This is a genomic window from Vibrio sp. ED002, assembly GCF_023277445.1.
Classification (GTDB): Bacteria; Pseudomonadota; Gammaproteobacteria; order Enterobacterales; family Vibrionaceae; genus Vibrio; species Vibrio jasicida.
In genome coordinates this window covers 2,066,377-2,087,971 of record NZ_CP080238.1, presented here as the reverse complement: position 1 = coordinate 2,087,971, position 21,595 = coordinate 2,066,377, and the positions used below count along the sequence as shown (strand labels likewise).

Genomic DNA, 21,595 nt, shown 5'->3' with positions numbered 1-21,595 from the left:
CACCGCCATAATGCCTTGCATAACGATATCAATGGATGATGAGCAAGCACATGGCAGTTAAAGATTCAGTAACGACTTTCCCAATCAATAGGCCTCGGCTGGTTTCGGATAACCAAGCTGCCGATCTTCCGCGTTTCAGCAAACAATCTCTTCAATCTGGTGAAGTCGCCCTTGTAGGTGCAGGTCCGGGTGACCCTGAACTATTGACGTTAAAAGCACTTAACTGCCTGCAACAAGCTGAAGTCATACTTTACGATTATCTGGTTTCTGACGAGATCATGGCGCTAATTCCAAGCGAAACCATTTTGGTTTGCGTGGGTAAACGTGCAGGTCATCACAGCGTGCCGCAAGAGAAGACCAATCAACTGTTGGTGGATTTTGCTAAGCAAGGTTACAAAGTGGTGCGCATTAAAGGTGGCGATCCATTTGTGTTCGGGCGTGGTGGCGAAGAGTTAGAAGTCTTGGCTGATGCGGGCGTGCGTTTTCAAGTTGTGCCAGGTATTACAGCTGCTGCGGGGGCGACGGCTTATGCTGGGATTCCATTGACTCATCGTGATTACGCGCAATCGGCCTTATTTGTTACCGGCCATCTCAAAGAAGAAAGTGACGATATGAATTGGTCGACACTTGCACGCGGTAATCAAACTTTAGTGATCTACATGGGTTTGATGAAATCACACTATATTCAGAATCAGCTCATCAAACATGGTAGGGCGGCCTCAACACCTATCGCCATCATTGAACGTGGCACTCAAATTCAACAAAAAGTTTTCTCGGGAAATTTGTCCCAACTATCTGAATTATCTAAAAAAGCTCAGGCTCCTTCTTTGATCGTTGTCGGTGAAGTTGTGCGTCTGTCTCAAAAGTTGGACTGGTTTTTGTCTAGTACTGAAATCAACAAAAGTGCTATTGCCAGATCCATATAATTTCAGACCAAAGATTAGGGACGTAATGAGCCTTCAAGCTTAAAAAGGAAATATTAAACATGGACCAACAACGTTTAACTCACCTTAAACAACTCGAAGCGGAAAGTATTCATATTATCCGTGAAGTTGCTGCTGAGTTTGATAACCCAGTCATGATGTATTCGATTGGTAAAGACTCCTCAGTCATGCTGCATCTTGCACGCAAAGCCTTTTATCCGGGCAAAATTCCATTCCCTTTACTGCACGTAGACACGGATTGGAAGTTCCGCGAGATGATTGAGTTTCGTGATCGTACCGCAGAAAAATATGGCTTCGAGCTTTTGGTTCATAAGAACCCAGAAGGTCTTGCAATGGGGTGTAGCCCTTTTGTACACGGGTCTTCTAAGCATACAGATATCATGAAAACTCAAGGCCTTAAACAAGCTCTGAATAAGTACGGTTTTGATGCGGCATTCGGTGGAGCGCGTCGTGATGAAGAAAAATCTCGTGCTAAAGAGCGTGTTTATTCTTTCCGCGATAAGAACCATACCTGGGATCCTAAAAACCAGCGTCCTGAACTTTGGAAGACATACAACGGTCAGGTGAACAAAGGGGAAAGTATTCGCGTATTCCCGCTTTCAAACTGGACTGAGCTAGATATCTGGCAATACATCTATCTAGAGAACATTGAGATTGTCCCACTTTACCTTGCTGACAAGCGTCCAGTTGTTGAACGTGATGGCATGTTGATCATGGTGGACGATGAACGTATGGAGCTTCAACCTGGTGAAGTGATTGAAGAGAAGAGTGTTCGTTTCCGTACTCTTGGCTGTTACCCACTGACGGGGGCCATTGAATCTGAGGCAAATACGCTGACGGGCATTATTGAAGAGATGTTGGTGGCAACCTCAAGTGAACGTCAAGGGCGAGCGATCGACCACGATCAGTCTGGATCGATGGAGCTTAAGAAACGCCAGGGTTACTTCTAAAGGATCTAAGGAAAGATAATGAACAGTGCAGTTGAAGCTCAATTAGCCGAGCTTGGAATTGAAGGCTATTTAACACAACACCAGTACAAGTCTCTACTTAGATTCCTGACTTGTGGCTCGGTAGATGATGGTAAAAGTACGTTGATTGGACGTTTGCTCCATGACTCAAAACAAATTTATGAAGATCAATTAGCAGCGGTTCACTCAGACAGCCAACGAGTGGGTACGACAGGTGAGAAGCCTGATTTGGCATTACTAGTTGATGGACTGCAAGCTGAGCGTGAACAAGGCATCACCATTGATGTCGCTTACCGTTACTTCTCGACTCAGAAGCGTAAGTTCATCATTGCAGATACGCCGGGACACGAGCAGTACACGCGTAACATGGCAACTGGTGCGTCGACCTGTGATCTTGCCGTGATCTTGGTTGATGCGCGTAAAGGTGTACTAGATCAGACTCGTCGTCACTCATTCATTTCTAATCTATTGGGTTTGAAGCACTTTATTGTTGCGATCAACAAGATGGATTTGGTGGATTACTCACAAGAACGTTTTGAAGAAATTCGCGACGAGTATTTAGAGTTTTCTGAGAACCTTGAAGGTGAAACGGACATTCAAATCATTCCAATCTCCGCATTGGAAGGCGATAACGTGGTAGACAAGGGGCAGAACCTGAGTTGGTTTGAAGGCCCGTCGCTACTAGAGTTGCTTGAGAATGTGGATGTTGACCAAGAGAAAGGCGCAGGTGATTTCCGTTTTCCTGTCCAGTATGTGAATCGCCCTAATCTCGACTTCCGTGGCTTCGCTGGCACGATTTCATCGGGCTCGGTGAAAGTTGGTGATGCCATTAAAGCACTGCCGTCTGGGAAAACATCGACCGTTGAACGTATTGTGACTTTTGATGGTGATGTACAAGAGGCGCAGGCTGGTTTAGCGGTAACTCTGACGCTCAACGATGAGATTGATATCAGTCGTGGCGATTTGATTGTGCTGGAAAACGCGCAAGTGGAATCGACAAACCACTTACTTGCTGATGTGGTATGGATGACAGAGCAACCTCTGCAACCGGGTCGTGACTATGACATTAAGATTGCCGGTAAGAAGACCGTTGGTCACGTTGAGGCGATTCGCCACCAATACGATATTAACAACCTTTCAACTCATAGCGCACCAGAGCTACCTCTCAATGGTATTGGCTTGTGTGAGTGGTCACTCAACGAATCCGTTGCGATTGATAACTATCAAGAATGTGCTGATACCGGTGGTTTCATCATCATTGACCGTCTGACTAACGTTACCGTTGGTGCTGGCATGGTGAAAGAGAGTCTCGCGGCAGTTGAGCGAGACTTAACCGATGTCTCTGCGTTTGAACTTGAGCTAAATGCACTGGTTCGTAAGCACTTCCCACATTGGGAAGCCAAAGACCTGAGCCAGTTACTGAAGAAGTAATGAGTTCATTGAGCCTGACCGAATTGCGAATGCAGTCAGGCTGACTTCCCCCCGAACCCAGAATGCTAGGAAGCCCAAGAAACCAAGCATTCTGGCGTTCTTTTTCGCTTGCTTTGCTTTTTTATCTTGTGACTCATTTGTCACTCTGTGCAGCCAGTATGCACATGTCGTTGTTATGCCCGAATCGGGCTTGTTGGTAAGGAAAGGCTATGTGGGAACAAGGATTTGTATTAGCGATATTGCTTGGCATTATCACTTGTTTACTTGTAACCAAACTGAAGCCGAGTTATGTGTTTGCTGGCGCTGCCTTTATTGCGTTTATGGCGGGCATGTTAGAGCTCAATACCATTGCGGCTAACTTTACTAACTCTTCTCTTTTGACGCTTGTCTTGTTGATTCTTGCATCGAGTGCATTAGAAAAAACCTTATTGATCAGTTGGGTAAGTCGCAGTATTTCAGAGGGCAATCTTGGTAGCGTGATTGCCAAGTTAGGCTTTTCTACCGCGTTGCTTTCTTCTTTTACTAATAATACCGCGGTTGTGGTGTCGTTAATTGGTGCGATCAAACGTAATCAGCAGCACGCACCCTCTAAGCTATTGATCCCGCTTTCTTATGCCGCGATTTTTGGTGGCACACTGACACTTATTGGCACCTCTACCAACTTAATAATCAACAGCTTTGTTGAGGATGCGGGCTTACCAAGTCTCAGCTTTTTTACACCGACCATGATTGGTTTAGCCGTGCTGGTTGGGGGCGTGCTTATTTTGATCCCGTTGAGTTATTTGTTGCCTAATTATGATGATCAAAGCCAAGAAGATTTACCTTATTTCTTAGAGTCTCGAGTTGAGCCGGGCTCACCTTTGGTTGGGCGTACTATCACGGAAAATAATTTACGAGCATTAAGAAAGCTGTTCCTTGCCGAAGTCGTTCGTGATGGCGTGACCGTACCGTCAGTTGGGCCTGATTTTGTTCTCAACGCAAAAGACCGATTGTTGTTTTGTGGTGATGTTGAAAGCGTTGCTACGTTGCAAGAGATCCCAGGACTGACGCTCTTTGGTCATCAGCATCTCAATGGCCAAAACTTTATCGAGGTGGTAGTAAGCTCTTCAGCCACGTTTTGTCACAAAACATTGAAAGAGAGTCGATTTCGGGACCGATTCGATGCTGTAGTCGTGGCGATTCGCCGTGGTCACGAACGACTTGAAGGTGGTTTGGGTAACATTACCCTAGCGGCAGGAGATACGCTGGTTTTGGTACCCGGAAAGCGTTTTGAAACTGAACGTCGAGCCCATCGTAAAGAGTTTGTTCTGGTTAACGATTTGGATTCCAGCGCACGTTTGGATGCCAATAAATCGGCATTAGTGCTTATTGGCTTTTCCGCTGTGATTGCCTTTGCTCTATTGGAGTTGGTGCCAATTATTAAAGGTTTGGCGGTTTATCTTATTGCTCTGCTCGCGTTTGGTGTCATTCAGCTTTCTGAGCTGCGTCGTCGTTTCCCAATCGATATTGTGGTGATTGTTGGTTCTGCGTTATCTATCGCTCAACTGATGATTTCCTCTGGACTGTCCGTACGAATGGGCGACATGTTTATTGAAGCGTTCAATGGTTGGGGTGTGTTTGGTGCGCTGGTGGCAACCTACATCATGACCTTAGTATTGACTGAGCTTGTAACGAACAATGCGGCAGCGGCGCTGTCTTTCCCTATTGGCTATAGCATGGCGGTAGGTTATGGCGTTGACCCTATGCCTTTTATCATGGCGGTGTTATTTGGTGCTAGCGCAAGTTTTATTTCTCCTTACGGATACCAAACCAATTTGTTGGTGTACAGCGTAGGGAATTACAAATTGACCGATTATGTGCGAATTGGCGTGCCGATTTCCATCGTGTATTCAGTGTTAGTACTGACGCTGATTCCGGTCTTTTTTCCGTTTTAATCTGTAAATTTACAAGGATACGTTATGACTGCCGAAACTCCGGTAAAAGATGAAAACATCGTTTGGCATCAGCACTCGGTTGATAAACAGTTTCGTGCTGGATTAAAAAAACAGAAGCCAGCGGTACTTTGGTTTACCGGGCTATCTGGTGCGGGTAAATCAACGGTGGCAGGCGCCTTGGAAAATCGCTTAGCTGAACTGGGTTACCACACTTATTTGCTGGATGGCGACAATGTGCGCCACGGTTTATGTAGCGATTTAGGCTTTTCTGAACAAGACCGTAGAGAAAATATTCGTCGCATTGGTGAGCTCGCTAAGCTGATGGCAGACGCAGGGCTAATCGTATTGTCTGCGTTTATTTCTCCTCATCGTGCTGAGCGCCAATTAGTGCGTGATTTAGTTCCTGAGGGCGAGTTTATTGAGGTGTTTGTCAACGCCTCTCTTGATGTGTGTGAAAGTCGCGATCCTAAAGGTTTATACAAAAAAGCGCGTGCAGGTGAAATTCCTAACTTCACGGGAATTGATTCGGAATATCAAGCGCCAGCAAATCCAGAAATTGACTTGCCTGCGGGTGAGAAGAGCGTCGAAGAGCTTGTTGAGTTGTGCTTAATTGACCTCAAACAGCGCGGAGTGATCCGATAAAAAAGCATTTGGATCATCGGTGACCAAAAAGTCATTGTACTGCTCAGGGAGCTTTTGGACCATAGGTGGCCAAAAGCTCTTTTGACATCGTTTAGACGGTGTAATTAACATGACTTTTGGTGTCGCTATGTACACTAAATTTATGATTTAAAAGCGATAACATTTGGTCGTAATATTGATTGTTTGGTTTGTTTCCGAGTAATTTACACAACTCATTGCCCGTCGGTGTAAAACGGTAATACAAAAGTCGTACACCTTTGGTATTCACTTGCAGTGATAAATTCTTGCCTTGATAGTTGAGCATCAATGGTGTCTCAATGCCAATCTCTCCAGACTCTAATTCAGTACTGTGAAGTAAGCCCAATTCAATCAACACTAATAAGCTGGAATAGGGAAGTTGGAAACTCCCCATATTGAGATTGCTGGTGGTGTCACGTTTACCAAAGCTGAACATTCCGCCATGTGCTTTGTAGCCAATCAGTAGCTTTCTACTGGTATCTCCACCAAAGCTGCATGCTAACGTCGCGGCTCTTTGTAGGGTTTGGGCTTCCCGTGGTGACATGTCTTTCAGCACTTTTAACGCTTTCATGGACGTCGAACCAGGGTTGGTAACTTCTCGCTTCATGACTTGCGCCCAGAGTTTTTGCATTGAGCTGTTGTGGATGTCTTGCGCCATATCGAAAAATCGATACAACCAATCTTGATCAGGCTCTCCGGCGGTTTCATCACGGCATGAGCTGTACGCGAGTTTAAGGATTTGTTCGAGGTTTTTTTGTCTTTGTTCTTGGCGACGTTGTTCGCGTAAATGTGCCCGTTCTAATGCAGGTTTTGCTGGAGGTTCGTTTTGCAGCAAAGCATCGAGCCCATAGATCTGAGCAATGCTTTGAATACGACTTGCGCTGTCTTTGATATAGCCAGACTTTTTCTCGTGATGTGTTTGTTTTTGTGTATTCGATTCGTGTTCGATGACAACGGGTTGCTTTGTCGGTTCTGCCATTTGTTTTCCTGCCAAGAGCTTGCGGTTAACGCTTGCTTAAATTTACACCTTTCTGCTTTTTGCGACTAGAGAGGCACGTCCGGATTTTGACAGAATAAAGGCTATTCAAAATGATAATGAGTTGTTAAAATTGTTATCGTTATTTTGGAGGGGCGATGAAATATTCAGACGCAAGTAAACTGAAAAAGCACCTGTCGATAGCGCTTCTTTTGGTTCTTTATGTTGGTGTATTAGCGTATTTATCTCGCTATATAGTCTAACTGACAGGCATAAAAAAGGCGCCAAATTGACGCCTTGGTGTGAAATCAAAACAAACTACATATCGTCGTAGGCTTCAATACTCGTGCCTTCGATCTCGTATGCGGTTTCTGCGAGCTCGTGGTTGATGGTCTCAGTCTTCAATTTGCCCACCACATAAATCACATCCCACAACTCTTGTACTGGCGCTCCCTTAGGAAACTTCACATAGATTATTTGGTTCGGTGGCGGTGGCGGCACGTGAATACAAGCACCAAAATAAGGCACTAACAAAAACTCCGTGACGGTATTTGCATCGCCTTCTAATGGGATGACAAAACCAGGAATCTTGACTGTGCTTCCGTTCAATTCAGGACGAACGTTACCGACCTTAGATTGCATTGCTGCACCACCGCTGTGGTCTGTGGCTGGCATTCCCATACTATCGAACATCTTGCGTTCGGCTTCTGGGACGAGATCTATCCAATCAAGCTTTAATGGTTCGTCACTGGCCATCACAGGCGCGGTAAACGAAATCATCAGCAAACAGCTAGCGAGTATTTTTTTCCACATTTTTACTAAATCCTTATTGTCATTCCATCACTTAGCGATTGTCGGTAAGCGCGAAATGCCGGGATGAAGCCAATCACAATGCCTGCACATTGTACAAAGCCAAGCAACATCCATTCATACGGCGACAGTGCCGTTAGTGTTAGGTGTATACCATAACTTTGTTGGATTATTGGTTGCAAGAGGGCAAGCATGGAATAAAGACCCACTAATCCCGTCACAATACCTGCGAAGGTCAATAAGCTGGCTTCACTTATCAGTAAGGAAAAGACGTGTTTTGGTCTTGCCCCCATGGCTCGCAGGATCGCCATTTCACGACGACGCTCTTGCAGACTGGTCAATAGGCTGCTTAGCATGCCTAATAACCCTGCCACAACCACAAAGCCTGATACAGCCATGAGTGCTTGCTCGGCAACGGACATCATGCCCCATAATTCATGCAAAGCGACCCCTGGCATGATGGCACTGAGAGGTTCTTTCGGATAGGTGTTGATCTGCCTCTGTAGGGCAAAGGTTTGAATTCGTGATTTTAACCCAACCAACATGGCAGTGATTTGTTTAGGTTGGAAGTCGCGTGATTTTAGCTCATTAGCACTTGGGGTCGGACCTAAACGGGCACCGCTTTCCCAACCTACGTGAATCGCTTCGATCGCCTCTAAAGAAACGTGTACGGTTTTATCGACAGGAGTGCCAGTAGGAGCAAGAATGCCGACCACCTTAAATGGTAAGTTGTCATGCCGGCTAAAACCAACGTCACTGATGCCGTGTGCAATGATGATTTCGCTACCGATTTTATATCCAAGCTGTTTTGCGACATCAGAGCCGAGCACAGTTTCAAACAGGCCATTGAACTCCCTGCCTTCGGACAATTTTAAAGGCTGTTTATTTCCGTATTTATAGTGTTCGAAATAGCTCTGGTTGGTGCCCATTACGCGGAACCCTTTGTGGGAATCTCCGAGTGAGATTGGAATTGCCCAATCGACGGCACTGTGGTTAGCAAACTCTTCGTAGCTTTTCCAATCTATGTTGTTGGTGGCATTGCCGATTCTGAATACTGAGTACAGCAACAAGTTGACTTGTCCAGAACGGCCACCGACGATTAAATCGGTACCAGAAATGGTGTTAGCGAAGCTGTCCTTAGCTTGGGTACGAATGCGTTCAACACCCAATAAAAGGACAACTGAAATCGCGACTGTCATGATGGTGAGAATAGCCGTCGCTTTGCGGTTCATCAGGCTTTTCCAAGCGAGCTTTACTACGGCACTCATGATGCGGCTCCTAGGGTTTGCGCTTGATTGATTTCAGGCAAGTTTAGTGTTCTGTGGAAGAGAGATTCCAGAGTTGGATCATGGCTAACAAAAACCAATGTGGCGCTGGCAAGATTGGCTTGTTCCATCAATAACTCAATAAACGCTTTGCGGTTGTCATGGTCCAATGCTGAAGTTGGCTCGTCAGCAATCACCAGTTCAGGTTGGCCGATCAGTGCACGGGCGGCTGCAACTCGCTGTTGCTGGCCAATACTCAGCTCTGAGACCGGCTTATTGTGCAGTGCTTTCGGAAGATGCAAACGTTCTAGCAGTGATGTTGCTTGCTCTTCAAGCGTTGCATTCGAAGCGTTTGGTGCAACGCGATCTCGGCGAATTTTGCTGAATTGGCATGGAATTAGGACGTTTTCGATCACATTCAAGTAAGGCAACAAATTGAATTGTTGGAAGATATAGCCAATGTGATCGGCACGAAATTTGTCTCTTTGGCTTGCTCTTAAGCTTGCAGGATCGGTATCAAGTACAGACAGAGAACCCGATGTAAGAGTATTGATTCCAGTTAGTAGGGCAAGTAGAGTCGATTTACCACAGCCGCTAGGGCCTTTGATAAAGACATGCTCACCTTGAGCGATGTGTAAGTGTGGAATATTAATGGTCGCGCTTTCTGAGCCGGGCCAGACAAACTGGGCATTATTCAGCTCAACAACGTTTGACGTGGTTTCAGTCATAATAAATTACCAAGGCAATAGCGTGTGAGCACTCACTCACACGCTATGTGATTTATTTAATTGCGATCTTAGTGTTGTTTTTGCTTAGGCTTGTCGCAGACTGAGCTGTGTCAGTAAATAAGTTGACGCTGATGGATTCTGTTGCTGGGAATTGCTTGAACCAAGTCGTATCAATGCTATTTAGATCGGCGACTGAATCACAGTGGAAACGGTACTCAACGGTGAACTCACCGTGACCGCCGTGCTCGTGATCGTGTCCTTCGTGGTCATGACCTTCGTGATCGTGGTGGTCATCATGAGCATGTTCGTCATGATCGTGACCTTCATGGCCATCATGATCGTGTTTATCGTGGTCGTGACCCTCGTGGTCGCCATGCTCATGTTTGTCATGGTCGTGACCCTCATGGCTATCGTGGTCGTGCTTATCATGATCATGTTCTTCGTGGTTACCATGATCGTGGCCTTCATGAGAATCTTGGCCAAGCGTATGCGCGACTTGAACTTCTTCAATCACACACTTCGCTTGCTGGTTAATTGCAAACAGTTTGTTTGTGTCTTTTAGTGCGGCAACCGCTCGTTTTAAGGCTTGCTCTTGCTCTGCATTTTCAGGCGCGTGCTCAAAACCAACCACGTCAGCACCTGGAGAAGTGATTTCAATTAGTAAGTCTTTTCCGTCTTGAGCAATGTTGAATTCGACATGACCATGAACGTGCGCTTCATGTTGACGATATTCTTCTGCGTTAGCAGTAGCTGATAGAGAAAGTCCGATAACAAGAGCTAAAGCGTGTTTAGATGGCATTTTCTTATTCCTAATTTTGTTTAATTTTTTATGTGTTACTTGCTCAAATAGCAAAGTGAATAACAAGGTTTGTTCTTAGTATGAGTAGTGGTTTTTAGAACGCAAAATTAGGTGGTGCACGCGCGGTATACGTGACGTCCTCTAAATGAGAGGTGATTTCGGCTACATCTACGTGAGCGAGTCTAGAGAAGGTGGGCGCACTGAGTTCTGGCTGAGCCTTCGCAAGCCCTTGATGCGCTCCGGCAAACATTTGGCAATGATGTTCACTGTGGTGTTCGGGAATGAGGTCGAGTTGATGAGCAATAGTGGCAAAGTTCCAAGCGATCAACAACGCAACACTGAACAATACAACAGTGCGATGCCAATGATGTGTAATTGCTTGCCAACGACAGTGCATCTTAAAGCCCGAAACGATACCTAGTGTTATAATATAACACCCATTTTTATGAAAAGTTCACTCTTTTGTTCGTATAGAGCAAATTATCTATGCAGGAATAAGAACTTACGCAGAAAGAAAGGAATGACGCTCCCCGCTTGAGAGTAACAAGGAGCGAGTGAGTATTAGATGCTTTGTTTAATTAGGCCAAGTACTTGGTTGATTTCATCTGCTGTCAATGCGCCTTCTTTGATAAACAGGATCTTACCTTGCTTATCTTGCACTACGATTGCCGAGCTTTCTTCTTGTAGTGCCCAAGTGCTAGCCACAACACCGTTCTCATCTAAAACCATTGATGACCATGGGAATTCTTTTTTACTGTCTTGTGCTGATGATTTCACAAAAGAGCCAGTTCCCCAGATTGAGTCGTCTTGGTTGATGATGGTTGTAGTTTGGTAGGCATCTTCCGGGAACTTAGCGTCAGTTAGCGCTGTCATCAACGGCGCGTTCATTTCTTTCGAGCTGCTGCGTCCTGCAATGGCATGAATCACTCGTACTTTTCCTAGCATTTGTTGTGTCGCCCAAGGCTGGTACGCCACACCTTCACCTTGCAGTACGATTTCGCCGTACGCGTCTACTTTTGCTGCTGGAACTGCTTCACCCATTGAAAGGTTGTGAGCAAGCGCAAGACCAGGTGCAAGAGCGAAGAAAATAGGAAGGAGAGTCTTAGTTTTCATATTGTTATGATCCGTATGGGTTGTGAGACTTACCAAGTATATACTTACGATGCATAAAAATGTAGAACCGTTTATAACAATTATTTAACGTACAGAGTTAAGTAATGTTGCGTTTAGGTTGGAATTTGGTACAATGAACCTCGTCGCAAATAGCGCATAAAGATTGCCAAGGAAAGAGCAATCATGTTTTTCTCAAAAGGATATTGAGGTGGTTATGCTTCGTGAGTTTGCTGTTTACCGTCCACGTCAGGTGGCGCGTTTCGTTAAGACTTTATTCAAAGGTCAGTTCTCAATTGCTGGAGTTGGTCAGTTCCGTTTTGATAACGGTAAAGTGCTACTACCAGACATCAAAAACCCCCAACAATTGTCGGTATTCAAAGAAGTTAACAGGGCCATTTTATCTCTACCTGTTTAATTGTCAGAATTGTAAAAGAGCGACTTTCGTCGCTCTTTTTAGTTTGGGACTAACCTTGAAGGCTTGGTGGGAAGCAGACCCCCGTGCCGCCTAAACCACAGTAACCGTTTGGATTCTTTGCTAGGTATTGCTGGTGGTACGTTTCAGCGAAGTAATAAGGCCCAGCGGCTTGAATTTCTGTGGTGATGGCTGCGCGTTGATCTTCTTGTAATGCTTGTTGGTATTGTGTTTTCGATTTTTCTGCCACTTCTAACTGTTCTTGTGAGTAGGTATAAATCGCGGAACGGTATTGAGTGCCGAGATCATTACCTTGGCGCATGCCTTGAGTTGGATCGTGTTTCTCCCAAAATGCGGCAAGCAGTTGCTCTAGAGAAATTACTCGTTCATCGAAGATGACTCTTACGACTTCTGTATGTCCTGTTTTTCCGCTACACACTTCATCGTATGTTGGATTCTGCGTATAGCCTCCGGCGTAGCCTACAGACGTCGACATCACACCTTCAAGTTGCCAGAAAAAACGTTCTGCTCCCCAAAAACATCCCATACCGAATAATATTTGTTGTTGGTGAGCTTGCGGTGATGCCGTTAAGCTTGATTGATTAACAAAATGGGTGTCATCAATCTGCATTGATGCCTCTCTACCTGGCAGTGCATCTTCTATACTGATCATTGTCTGTTTGTTGAGCATAGTATTCGTCCTTCAATACGTGTCTTAATTTTGCGAACTTTAATATTCAGTCTGAATCTGATGGTGTAATGACATAGACCGCGGTAAACCTATTAATATTACAGACTTAGCCTTTATTTGGCGTTATTATTGTTTACGTTTATTTAACCTCATCCAGCTAAAAAGCATGATAAAAAAAGCTATCCCAATTATTGCTAGCCTACTTGTTTTTTCTCATAGCGCTTATGCCGATGTATCCCTGACTGTAAAAGGGATCGATGGTGCGCTAGAAGACAATGTGAACGCTTACCTATCATCGATACCAGAAGATGATTATTCGACGTCTTTACGCTTTCAGGCGCGATTAAGTCAAAGTATCACCGAAGCGATGAATGCGCTTGGCTATTATCATGCGAAAATTTCATACTCTATTACGAAAGATAATGATGAATTGATCGTCAACGTTACACCGGGCGAGCCTGTAAGGGTAAAGGTTATGGATGTGGTGATCTCCGGTGAAGCAGAAAAAGATGAAGAGTTTACTAACCTCATCAACAAATCACGATTGAAAGAGGGCCGTATCCTTAATCAAGGGGAATACGATAGCCTCAAATCCAGCATTCGTAACTTAGCTTTGCAGCGTGGCTACTTTAATGGTGATTTTACGCTGAGTAAGTTGGAAGTGGTTCCAGAGTTGAATGAAGCCAATGTTCGCCTGCACTATGACAGTGGTATCCGATATCACTTTGGTACAGTGGAAATCTTGGGGAGTCAGATCTGGGAAGACCGCGTGGACTCTTTGCGCCCATTTAAAACCGGTGAACCCTACTTAGTGTCTGAAGTGGGTGAGTACAACCAAAACCTGTCGAATACCGATTGGTTCTCCTCCGTGTTTGTTGAACCAGACCTCAGTAAACTTGATGATGGTCGAGATCTACCGATTAAAGTCTCGTTAGCTCCCGCAGCAAAAAACCAACTCGAAACTGGTATTGGTTACTCTACCGATACCGGTGTGCGTGGTACGTTAAAGTGGAAAAAACCATGGGTAAGTGCGCGTGGTCACAGCTTTGATACGGCGCTATCTCTTTCTAAGCCTGAGCAGACGATTACCGCAGGCTACAAAATCCCTCTCGATGATGTACTGCATGAGTATTACCAATTGCAGTTTGGTTTGAAGCACCTCGATAACCGCGATACAGAGAGTTTGGAATCGAATCTTGCGGTAGAACGCCACTGGATCACCGATGGTGGTTGGCATAAGACGTTATACGTTCGTCACTTGTACGAAAACTTTTCACAAGGTTTGCAAGAAGACGGAGTGCAATTCGTTCTGCCTGGTGCTTCTTTCTCACGGACTCGAACTCGCGGTGGCAATATGCCAATGTGGGGAGACAAACAAAGTGTCACCGTTGAATACGGTGATCCCGCTTTGTTGTCTGAAACTCGCGTTCTTCGTTTGTTAGGTCGGACGTCGTGGATTCGTGGCATTGGTCAGAATCATCGTGGTTTATTCCGCTTAGAAGGTGGTGCCAACATCACCGAAGAATTTGAAAAACTATCACCATCGCTGCGTTTCTTTGCTGGTGGTGACAACAACATTCGTGGTTATGGATACGAATCTATCTCGCCAACAGATGCCAGTGGAGCATTGACTGGTGCGAAATACATGGTGACCAGTACCCTAGAGTATCAGTATCGCGTTTATGGCAACTGGTGGGGTGCAGCCTTTTATGACATCGGTGATGCGTTCAATGACACTCCAGTGTGGAAATCGGGTGCAGGTGTTGGCATTCGCTGGGCATCCCCTGTTGGACCCGTGAGTTTTGACTTTGCTTGGGGCTTAGACGCTGAGCCTAAACCAGAATTTCGTATCCACTTCTCATTGGGGCCTGAACTATGATGAAAACAACGCTTAAGTGGACGAAGTGGTTCTCGATCAGTCTGCTGAGTTTGGTGCTCTTGCTGGTAATTTTCATCGGTACAATCTTGTTCACCCATCCCGGTTTAAAGCTGGCTTTGTGGGGAGCAGAAAAGGCACTACCACAACTGAAGGTCGAAGAGATCAAAGGATCTTTGTTCCCTCGCTTTGCTTTGCACAACGTCAGCTTTGTCGATGAATCGTTGAATATCGACGCAAAGGTTGAACGCCTTACCCTTGCGATAAATTTCCGTTGTTTCTTCGATCCAAAAGTGTGCGTGGATGAACTTGCACTCCAAGGTGTGAACTTCCAAATGCCGGAGTTGCCGCCGAGTGAGGAACCAGTAGAAGAAACGCCGCCACTGCGCTCAATTAGCACACCAGTACCTATTTTCGTAAATAAAGTTAGCCTGAATAACATCAACTTGAATATTTTGGGTAACAAGATTGATTGGCAAGATTTTTCTACAGCGCTGTCGATGCAAGGCGACCGTTTGGTAATTGCTCCCACGGCATTGAAGGTGATCAATGTGGCATTGGCGTCAACAGACGAAACGCCAAAAGAAGATCAATCATCGACAACGGCACAAGCGACAGCTGTTGATGAATCGAGCAGCGCTGCGAGTAATCAGGACGATGCTGCGAAGACATCAAAGCAGGCTGTGAAACAAAAAGAAAAACTAAAAAATCAAGATGTTGCGGTAAAAAAAGAAGCGGAAAACAAAGCGGCGAAAGCTGAGTCTGAACCTAAGGGCATTGTTCTGCCTGAAGTGTGGATCCCCCTAACGATAGAAGCGCAGCGACTGGATATTCAGGATTTCAAATTGGCTGGTGACACTCCGGTTATTGTTCATCACTTAGGGCTCGAAGCCAAAGCTGGTGGCGATAAAGTTGAGGTAAAAACGTTAGAACTCGACATGCCTGAAGTGGAAGGCAAGTTGAGTACGCAAGTGACGTTATCTGGCGACTATCCAATTCAAGCACAAATTGACGCGCTCGTTAAACAAGCTGATGTGAAAGGTCAGAAACTGTCTTTATCAGCTTCAGGGTCTGTCGGTGATTTGTCCTTGCAGGCAACGCTGTCTGATTTGGTTAAAGCGAAGATTGAAGGGCAAATCCAACCACTGAAAACGGAGCTGCCATTTGATATCAAGCTGAACAATGTTGAGGCGCAATGGCCATTGAGTGGTAAGAGTGACTACCAAGTTTCGGTGCCTAGCTTAGCGGCTAAAGGTTCACTAGAGGGCTACACCGTTGCATTAGAAACCAAAGCATCTGGTAAGGATATTCCTGCGTTAGATGTTGCTTTGAATGGTAAAGGCACTTTAGAACAGATTGACCTAGACAGTATTGTGGTGAAAACCTTAGGCGGTGAACTGGCTGGTAAAGTGATGGCGAATTGGGCTACACCTATCAACTGGCAAGCGAACTTGAACCTGAAGCACATTCAACCGGGTTTGCAGTGGCAAGAAGCGGAAGGGGACATCAGCGGTAGTTTATCTACTTCAGGCTCTTTAACGGAGCAAGGCGGTTGGCAAGTGAGCCTTCCTAAGCTTGATATTGACGGTATTTTGCGTGGTTATCCGCTGAATATAGAAGGTCAATTAGAGGCGTCTGACAAGAATGGTAAGGGTGAAGATATCCAGCTAAATACTCAAGGTTTAGCGTTATCGCATGGTCCTAACCAACTGCATGCCAAAGGTAAAATTGACAAGCAAATCTTGATGGATGTTGAGGTGAATTTCCCTGACTTTTCGAAAAGTGTGCCCGATCTTAGCGGCAAGATGAATGGTACGGTTGCGCTACGTGGCAGTTTGAAGCAACCAGACATCAACCTGGATCTTGCGCTGAACCAACTCGATTGGCAACAGCAAGCAAAGGTTGAAACTATTACTTTGAAAGGTGATGTGACTCCTCTACCTGCGCCAAAAGCGGACGTGAGCTTAATTGCCAAAAACATTACCTATGACGACATCAAAATTGATAGTGCAGATCTTGAAGTCACTGGTGACGAAAAGCTGCACCAACTGACATTGGATGTGGTGTCTGACATTGTTTCAAGTAGTTTAGAAATCGAAGGTACTTTTAAGCAAAAGCCCGAGATGATCTGGGATGGAGCGCTGCGCCGTTTAACGTTGAGTACACCACAAGGTCCATGGGCTCTGCAAAAATCGACGGCAGTTAAAATCAACATTGATAAACAGATCGCCGATGTCCAAGCACACTGTTGGTTACAGTCTGATTCAAGCGTATGTCTGAGTGAAGACATTAGTGTCGGCAAGAGCGGCGAGGCGAAGTTAGCCATTACTAACTTTGACTTCGACCAAATCAAACAATTCTTACCTGCAGAAACCAAGCTAAATGGTTCAGTGAACGCGAATGCGTTTGCGAAATGGGCACCAGACATGAAACCGGAAGTCACGGTGAATGTCGATATGCCAAAAGGTCAGGTAGAGCAAACGCTAGAGCAACCAGTGAAAGTCGGTTGGGAAAGTGTGAGTTTTAAAGCCAAATTGGCGCAAGATAAGCTTGATGCTGAGTGGTTACTTGATGTCACGGATAACGGGGATTTGTCTGGTAAGGTCGCTCTGAATGATGTGTCGTCCGAGAAGCCTACGATTAACGGTAAAGTGTCGCTATCGACGTTCCACTTGGACTTCTTGGCGCCACTTATCGGTGAGTACAGCTTGTTCAAGGCGAACATGAACACGGATCTCGCTTTATCTGGTGATGTGATGCATCCGAAGGTGAATGGCCAGTTTTTGATTGACCAAATGAAGCTGCAAGGTGAAGTAACACCAATTGACATCGACTCAGGACAAGTTGCGATTAACTTCAAAGGGCATCAAGCAGACTTAAATGCGGGCATCATCACGCCGGATGGCAAGCTGGAGATCAATGGTGACGCGGATTGGCGTGATTTAGTAAATTGGCACACGAAGGCTCGCGTATTTGCGAAAGAGTTGAAAGTGGATATGCCGCCAATGGTAAGAATCAAAGTCGAGCCAGACATGACCATTGATGTGACCCCTAAGCTCGCTAAGGTTGAAGGTAACATCAATCTCCCATGGGGACGTATTTTGATTGATGAGTTGCCGCCAAGTGCCGTTGGTGTGTCGAGCGATACCGTTATATTAAATAAAGACATGCAGCCGGTAGATGGTGATGAGGCATTACCATTTAACGTAGAGACAGATATCAACATCAAAATTGGAGATGATTTCCAGTTGTCAGCATTTGGTTTGAAGGGCGATTTGCAAGGTAACCTAAACGTTACTCAGAAAGATAAAGGGCCATTCATCGTTGGTGAGGTGAACATCATTGATGGTTCATACCGTTCATTTGGTCAGGATTTGGTGATCGAAGAAGGTAAGATCATGATGAACGGTCCTGCGGATCAGCCTTATGTTTCTATCAAAGCGATTCGTAACCCAGATAACACGCAAGATGACGTGACGGCCGGTGTGCGTGTGACTGGCCCGGCAAGTGACCCTACGGTAGAAATTTTCTCCGACCCTGCGATGCCGCAAGCGAACGCGCTGTCTTACTTATTACGTGGTCAAGATATTGATGCTGAGTCTGGCGGTAATGCGATGACAACAACACTGATTGGTTTGAGTTTAGCGAAGAGCGGTAAAGTCGTCGGTGAGATTGGCGAAGCCTTTGGCGTACAAGATTTGCAGTTGGATACCGCAGGCTCTGGTGATGATTCTCAAGTGACGGTAAGTGGTTACATACTTCCTGGCCTACAAGTTAAATACGGTGTAGGTATCTTTACCTCATTAGGTGAGTTCACCGTGCGATACCGATTGATGAAAGATTTGTACTTAGAAGCGGTTTCTGGCGTGGATAGTGCTGTTGATTTGCTGTACCAATTTGAATTCGACTAAGCTTAGCTTTTTATCGTAACTAAGGAAGGGTTATGCAGCATTTGATTTTTGTGTATGGCACTTTGCGCAAAGGAGAGGGAAACCATCACTTTTTGAATAGCGCCGAGTTTTTAGGTCACCATGAGACCGAGGCTCAATTCGCACTGTATGATTTAGGGCGATACCCTGCTTTATCGGTAGGACAGAAGGCGATACTGGGTGAAGTTTATCTGATTGATAATGAAACGCTGGTGGAGCTCGATAAACTTGAGGATGTACCTGTAGAGTATCGCAGAGAAAGCATCATCACGCCGTTTGGCCAAGCTTGGATCTATTTGTACCAAGATACCGAGCAATTGACTGAAGAGATTGCATCTGGTGATTGGTGTCAACGAGTGTGAACTATAATTAGAGCAGTAACGTATGCATTGACGATATATACAACAAAGACTTGGGAGGTCTGCGATGAAATATCTATCACCAATGATACTGCTGCTTTTAGTGGGGTGCTCAAGCACGACACCACCGAGTAGCAACGACAGTATGGAATGGAAGCAATATGGCATGCAGCAAGCTGAAGCCGGTGACACCAAACTGTCAATGCAAGAGTTCAACAATGGCGACGAACTCTACGTGGCATACAGCAATGGTTATGAAGCGGGGCGCTCAAACTACTGTGCACAAGATGCCTTTTCGTTAGGAGAAAGTAGGCGCTACTATCGCGGGATATGTGATGATGTTGATGATCGTTTCCGCCGAGAATATGAATTAGGGCGAACTGCAAAGGGCAGTAAACGCTACTAGATTTTAAGGGGTGAACATGAGGTTATTTGCTATCGGTGCAGCGCTAGTCTTGCTCAGTGCTTGTGCGCAAACATCACTACCAACATCTGCCAACGTCACAGATTGGCAGGCTTTTGGTAAGCAATCTGCCCTTGATGGTCTAATCGAGCTATCGGAAGAGCGAATCGCCAAACTTGATGAAACGAATCGTGCTACACCCGAATTGGTTATGGCTTATCAATCCGGCTATCAGGAAGGTAAAAAAGAGTACTGCGAACAGAGTGCTTACATGCTAGGTGTGAGAGATATGCCGTACTTCGGTATTTGCGATGACATTGACCCATTCTTCCAACAAAACTATGAATCGGGCAGACACTCAACGGCAGGCGAGTACTGATCAAAGCCATAAAACTAAAAAGAGCTGCAAACGTGCAGCTCTTTTACTTTTAAGCGTTCGCAGTTATTTGTTTTGCGCGCGTTCGTAAGATTCTAGGATTTCTGCTTTTGCTGCGGCCACATCTGCCCAGCCATCAACTTTCACCCACTTACCAGCTTCCAGCTCTTTATAGCGCTCAAAGAATTGTGTTATTTGTGCCTTCAATAGTTCCGGGATGTCACCGACATCTTGAATGCCCTCGTACTCCTTTGAGATTTTAGAGTGCGGGACAGCGAAGACTTTTGCGTCTTCACCTGACTCATCCGTCATCTTCAATACGCCAACTGGGCGACAACGAATCACAGAACCTGGCATCAGTGGGTAAGGAGTCGGAACCAGTACGTCTACCGGGTCGCCGTCTAGAGAAAGGGTGTCGTTCACGTAACCATAGTTGCAAGGGTAAAACATAGGTGCAGACATGAAACGATCAACGAATACAGCACCAGTGTCTTTATCTACTTCGTATTTGATTGGATCGGCGTTAGCAGGGATTTCGATCACGACATAGATATCGTCAGGCAATGATTTACCCGCTGGTACGTTGTTTAAGCTCATTTGAATAGTCCTTTTCAGTGAGGATGAGTCAGGCTCATCTTACGATTGATTCGTTACTCACTTTAGCGACAAAAACGCGGCAGGTAAACACCCGCCGCGTTGGACAAAGGTCTGAAATTATTCTTCGTCGCGATGCAGTTCAAGGAACGCTTCGACTTTGTTCACCATGTTTTTAGAACCGACAAAGAAAGGCACGCGTTGATGCAATTCTGTTGGTTTCAAATCCATGATGCGATTAACGCCGTCAGACGCTAAACCACCTGCTTGCTCAATCAAGAATGCCATTGGGTTGCACTCGTACAACAAGCGAAGTTTACCTTGAGGGTGGCTTTGCGTGCTTGGATACAAGTAGATGCCGCCTTTCAGCAAGTTGCGGTGGAAATCAGCAACCAGCGAACCGATGTAGCGAGAGGTGTATGGGCGACCATCTTCAGGTTCGTTTTCTTGGCAGTACTTAATGTACTTCTTAACGCCTTGTGGGAAGCGGATGTAGTTGCCTTCGTTGATCGAGTAAATCTTGCCATCTTCAGGGATCATCATGTTTTCATGAGAAAGACAGAAGCTGCCTATCGATGGGTCATAAGTGAAGCCGTTTACGCCATTACCTGTGGTGTAAACCAGCATGGTGGATGAACCGTAAATTACGTATCCAGCTGCCACTTGCTTGTGGCCTGGTTGTAGAAAGTCTTCTTCTGTTGGTGGGGTTCCAATAGGAGAAACTCGACGGTAAATAGAGAAGATGGTCCCGACTGATACGTTCACATCAATGTTTGATGAGCCATCGAGTGGGTCCATAAGTACAACGTACTTTGCGTTTTGATTGAGTTCTTTATTGAACGTAACCGCTTCATCTTCTTCTTCACTTGCAACGCCACATACTTGGTCGCGAGCTTCGAGGGCCGCTTTGAATTTGTCATTCGCATACAGATCAAGTTTTTGTTGGTCTTCGCCCTGTACGTTTTCCGTACCTACAGCGCCAGTGATGTCACCAAGACCGGCCGCGTTGATTTCGCGGTTAACAATTTTTGCAGCTAAGCGAATAGAAGCTAAGAGAGATGAAAGATCACCGCTAGCGTGGGGGAAATCCGCTTGTTTCTCAACAATGAATTCGCCTAGGGTGCGCAGTCCTGACATGGTTTATCCTTACATTTTCATTTCGTTGGGGGTGTCGCGCAATAGAGGCATCTCTTTATGGATGTTAAACGATTGCGCTAGATGTAAGTTTATGACGCAGATCTTATTAATGGTAATGAAGTAACCGACTGAGATCGCAAATTATTTGTCTTATTGCATAAGAAGGGAATCTCTTGGTTAATGCTTGGTC

The 21,595-nt window shown here is 45.5% G+C and carries 21 protein-coding genes; 11 read left to right on the top strand and 10 right to left on the bottom strand.

Annotated features, from left to right (window positions below):
* Nucleotides 1-50 precede the first annotated feature (50 nt).
* The 5 genes from cobA to cysC all read left to right on the top strand — a co-directional run bounded on the left by cobA (nucleotide 51) and on the right by cysC (nucleotide 5,919).
* Complete coding sequence (gene cobA, locus ITG12_RS09575) at nucleotides 51-926, top strand: uroporphyrinogen-III C-methyltransferase (protein ID WP_248872991.1); 876 nt, start codon at nucleotides 51-53, stop codon at nucleotides 924-926.
* Nucleotides 927-985: 59 nt separating this feature from the next.
* Entirely contained in the window at nucleotides 986-1,894 is a 909-nt protein-coding gene (cysD, locus tag ITG12_RS09570; RefSeq protein ID WP_038864925.1) for a sulfate adenylyltransferase subunit CysD, read from the top strand.
* Between the two features lie 18 nt (nucleotides 1,895-1,912).
* Nucleotides 1,913-3,343 (top strand): sulfate adenylyltransferase subunit CysN, encoded by a 1,431-nt coding sequence (gene cysN, locus ITG12_RS09565; protein WP_038864927.1) that lies wholly within the window; start codon nucleotides 1,913-1,915, stop codon nucleotides 3,341-3,343.
* A 209-nt stretch (nucleotides 3,344-3,552) separates the two neighbouring features.
* The gene (locus ITG12_RS09560) at nucleotides 3,553-5,277 is read left to right on the top strand and encodes an SLC13 family permease (protein ID WP_038864929.1); all 1,725 of its coding nucleotides are present in this window, start codon (nucleotides 3,553-3,555) and stop codon (nucleotides 5,275-5,277) included.
* Nucleotides 5,278-5,301: 24 nt separating this feature from the next.
* On the top strand, nucleotides 5,302-5,919 hold the full coding sequence (cysC, locus tag ITG12_RS09555; protein ID WP_038864931.1) for an adenylyl-sulfate kinase: 618 nt from the start codon (nucleotides 5,302-5,304) through the stop codon (nucleotides 5,917-5,919).
* Nucleotides 5,920-6,010: 91 nt separating this feature from the next.
* Here the strand turns inward: cysC and ITG12_RS09550 are convergent, their stop codons facing one another.
* From ITG12_RS09550 to ITG12_RS09520, 7 genes are all read right to left on the bottom strand, one after another.
* The gene (locus ITG12_RS09550; protein WP_248872990.1) at nucleotides 6,011-6,916 is read right to left on the bottom strand and encodes a TIGR03899 family protein; all 906 of its coding nucleotides are present in this window, start codon (nucleotides 6,914-6,916) and stop codon (nucleotides 6,011-6,013) included.
* Between the two features lie 315 nt (nucleotides 6,917-7,231).
* Entirely contained in the window at nucleotides 7,232-7,726 is a 495-nt protein-coding gene (locus ITG12_RS09545) for a DUF3299 domain-containing protein (protein ID WP_039974669.1), read from the bottom strand.
* Between the two features lie 5 nt (nucleotides 7,727-7,731).
* Nucleotides 7,732-8,991: an ABC transporter permease gene (locus ITG12_RS09540; RefSeq protein WP_038866072.1), complete on the bottom strand. Its 1,260-nt coding sequence runs from the start codon at nucleotides 8,989-8,991 to the stop codon at nucleotides 7,732-7,734.
* The gene (locus ITG12_RS09535) at nucleotides 8,988-9,716 is read right to left on the bottom strand and encodes an ABC transporter ATP-binding protein (RefSeq protein ID WP_248872989.1); all 729 of its coding nucleotides are present in this window, start codon (nucleotides 9,714-9,716) and stop codon (nucleotides 8,988-8,990) included. The genes ITG12_RS09540 and ITG12_RS09535 overlap by 4 nt, the downstream gene beginning before the upstream one ends.
* Before the next feature lie 52 nt (nucleotides 9,717-9,768).
* The gene (locus ITG12_RS09530) at nucleotides 9,769-10,515 is read right to left on the bottom strand and encodes a DUF2796 domain-containing protein (RefSeq protein ID WP_248872988.1); all 747 of its coding nucleotides are present in this window, start codon (nucleotides 10,513-10,515) and stop codon (nucleotides 9,769-9,771) included.
* A gap of 94 nt (nucleotides 10,516-10,609) precedes the next feature.
* Nucleotides 10,610-10,912 (bottom strand): DUF2607 family protein, encoded by a 303-nt coding sequence (locus ITG12_RS09525; protein WP_080774269.1) that lies wholly within the window; start codon nucleotides 10,910-10,912, stop codon nucleotides 10,610-10,612.
* A 164-nt stretch (nucleotides 10,913-11,076) separates the two neighbouring features.
* The gene (locus ITG12_RS09520) at nucleotides 11,077-11,628 is read right to left on the bottom strand and encodes a YtfJ family protein (RefSeq protein WP_038866079.1); all 552 of its coding nucleotides are present in this window, start codon (nucleotides 11,626-11,628) and stop codon (nucleotides 11,077-11,079) included.
* A gap of 214 nt (nucleotides 11,629-11,842) precedes the next feature.
* On the opposite strand from ITG12_RS09520, the gene ITG12_RS09515 reads away from it, so the two are divergent.
* The gene (locus ITG12_RS09515) at nucleotides 11,843-12,043 is read left to right on the top strand and encodes a DUF1107 domain-containing protein (protein ID WP_038866081.1); all 201 of its coding nucleotides are present in this window, start codon (nucleotides 11,843-11,845) and stop codon (nucleotides 12,041-12,043) included.
* Between the two features lie 49 nt (nucleotides 12,044-12,092).
* Here ITG12_RS09515 and msrA read toward each other — a convergent pair whose 3' ends face one another.
* Entirely contained in the window at nucleotides 12,093-12,731 is a 639-nt protein-coding gene (gene msrA, locus ITG12_RS09510; RefSeq protein ID WP_038878338.1) for a peptide-methionine (S)-S-oxide reductase MsrA, read from the bottom strand.
* Between the two features lie 166 nt (nucleotides 12,732-12,897).
* Here msrA and ITG12_RS09505 point away from each other — a divergent pair, with 166 nt between their 5' ends.
* From ITG12_RS09505 to ITG12_RS09485, 5 genes are all read left to right on the top strand, one after another.
* A complete protein-coding gene (locus tag ITG12_RS09505; RefSeq protein ID WP_038878336.1) occupies nucleotides 12,898-14,610 on the top strand; it encodes an autotransporter assembly complex family protein in 1,713 nt (570 codons plus the stop codon).
* A complete protein-coding gene (locus tag ITG12_RS09500) occupies nucleotides 14,607-18,518 on the top strand; it encodes a translocation/assembly module TamB domain-containing protein (protein WP_248872987.1) in 3,912 nt (1,303 codons plus the stop codon). The genes ITG12_RS09505 and ITG12_RS09500 overlap by 4 nt, the downstream gene beginning before the upstream one ends.
* A 32-nt stretch (nucleotides 18,519-18,550) precedes the next feature.
* Entirely contained in the window at nucleotides 18,551-18,898 is a 348-nt protein-coding gene (locus ITG12_RS09495; RefSeq protein ID WP_038866089.1) for a gamma-glutamylcyclotransferase, read from the top strand.
* A 64-nt stretch (nucleotides 18,899-18,962) separates the two neighbouring features.
* Nucleotides 18,963-19,301, top strand: coding sequence for a DUF2799 domain-containing protein (locus ITG12_RS09490; protein ID WP_038866091.1), 339 nt, complete (start codon nucleotides 18,963-18,965; stop codon nucleotides 19,299-19,301).
* 16 nt (nucleotides 19,302-19,317) lie between these two features.
* A complete protein-coding gene (locus tag ITG12_RS09485; RefSeq protein WP_038878330.1) occupies nucleotides 19,318-19,677 on the top strand; it encodes a DUF2799 domain-containing protein in 360 nt (119 codons plus the stop codon).
* A 63-nt stretch (nucleotides 19,678-19,740) separates the two neighbouring features.
* Here the strand turns inward: ITG12_RS09485 and ppa are convergent, their stop codons facing one another.
* Entirely contained in the window at nucleotides 19,741-20,271 is a 531-nt protein-coding gene (ppa, locus tag ITG12_RS09480) for an inorganic diphosphatase (RefSeq protein ID WP_038866096.1), read from the bottom strand.
* 117 nt (nucleotides 20,272-20,388) lie between these two features.
* Nucleotides 20,389-21,405 carry a class 1 fructose-bisphosphatase gene (gene fbp, locus ITG12_RS09475; protein WP_248872986.1) on the bottom strand — a complete coding sequence of 339 codons (1,017 nt, stop codon included), beginning with the start codon at nucleotides 21,403-21,405 and terminating at the stop codon, nucleotides 20,389-20,391.
* Between the last annotated feature and the right edge of the window lie 190 nt (nucleotides 21,406-21,595).

Coding starts and splice junctions, on each gene's coding strand:
- cobA (WP_248872991.1), top strand. CDS start 51: ATGGCAGTTAAAGATTCAGTAACGACTTTCCCAATCAATAGGCCTCGG.
- cysD (WP_038864925.1), top strand. CDS start 986: ATGGACCAACAACGTTTAACTCACCTTAAACAACTCGAAGCGGAAAGT.
- cysN (WP_038864927.1), top strand. CDS start 1,913: ATGAACAGTGCAGTTGAAGCTCAATTAGCCGAGCTTGGAATTGAAGGC.
- ITG12_RS09560 (WP_038864929.1), top strand. CDS start 3,553: ATGTGGGAACAAGGATTTGTATTAGCGATATTGCTTGGCATTATCACT.
- cysC (WP_038864931.1), top strand. CDS start 5,302: ATGACTGCCGAAACTCCGGTAAAAGATGAAAACATCGTTTGGCATCAG.
- ITG12_RS09550 (WP_248872990.1), bottom strand. CDS start 6,916: ATGGCAGAACCGACAAAGCAACCCGTTGTCATCGAACACGAATCGAAT.
- ITG12_RS09545 (WP_039974669.1), bottom strand. CDS start 7,726: ATGTGGAAAAAAATACTCGCTAGCTGTTTGCTGATGATTTCGTTTACC.
- ITG12_RS09540 (WP_038866072.1), bottom strand. CDS start 8,991: ATGAGTGCCGTAGTAAAGCTCGCTTGGAAAAGCCTGATGAACCGCAAA.
- ITG12_RS09535 (WP_248872989.1), bottom strand. CDS start 9,716: ATGACTGAAACCACGTCAAACGTTGTTGAGCTGAATAATGCCCAGTTT.
- ITG12_RS09530 (WP_248872988.1), bottom strand. CDS start 10,515: ATGCCATCTAAACACGCTTTAGCTCTTGTTATCGGACTTTCTCTATCA.
- ITG12_RS09525 (WP_080774269.1), bottom strand. CDS start 10,912: ATGCACTGTCGTTGGCAAGCAATTACACATCATTGGCATCGCACTGTT.
- ITG12_RS09520 (WP_038866079.1), bottom strand. CDS start 11,628: ATGAAAACTAAGACTCTCCTTCCTATTTTCTTCGCTCTTGCACCTGGT.
- ITG12_RS09515 (WP_038866081.1), top strand. CDS start 11,843: ATGCTTCGTGAGTTTGCTGTTTACCGTCCACGTCAGGTGGCGCGTTTC.
- msrA (WP_038878338.1), bottom strand. CDS start 12,731: ATGCTCAACAAACAGACAATGATCAGTATAGAAGATGCACTGCCAGGT.
- ITG12_RS09505 (WP_038878336.1), top strand. CDS start 12,898: ATGATAAAAAAAGCTATCCCAATTATTGCTAGCCTACTTGTTTTTTCT.
- ITG12_RS09500 (WP_248872987.1), top strand. CDS start 14,607: ATGATGAAAACAACGCTTAAGTGGACGAAGTGGTTCTCGATCAGTCTG.
- ITG12_RS09495 (WP_038866089.1), top strand. CDS start 18,551: ATGCAGCATTTGATTTTTGTGTATGGCACTTTGCGCAAAGGAGAGGGA.
- ITG12_RS09490 (WP_038866091.1), top strand. CDS start 18,963: ATGAAATATCTATCACCAATGATACTGCTGCTTTTAGTGGGGTGCTCA.
- ITG12_RS09485 (WP_038878330.1), top strand. CDS start 19,318: ATGAGGTTATTTGCTATCGGTGCAGCGCTAGTCTTGCTCAGTGCTTGT.
- ppa (WP_038866096.1), bottom strand. CDS start 20,271: ATGAGCTTAAACAACGTACCAGCGGGTAAATCATTGCCTGACGATATC.
- fbp (WP_248872986.1), bottom strand. CDS start 21,405: ATGTCAGGACTGCGCACCCTAGGCGAATTCATTGTTGAGAAACAAGCG.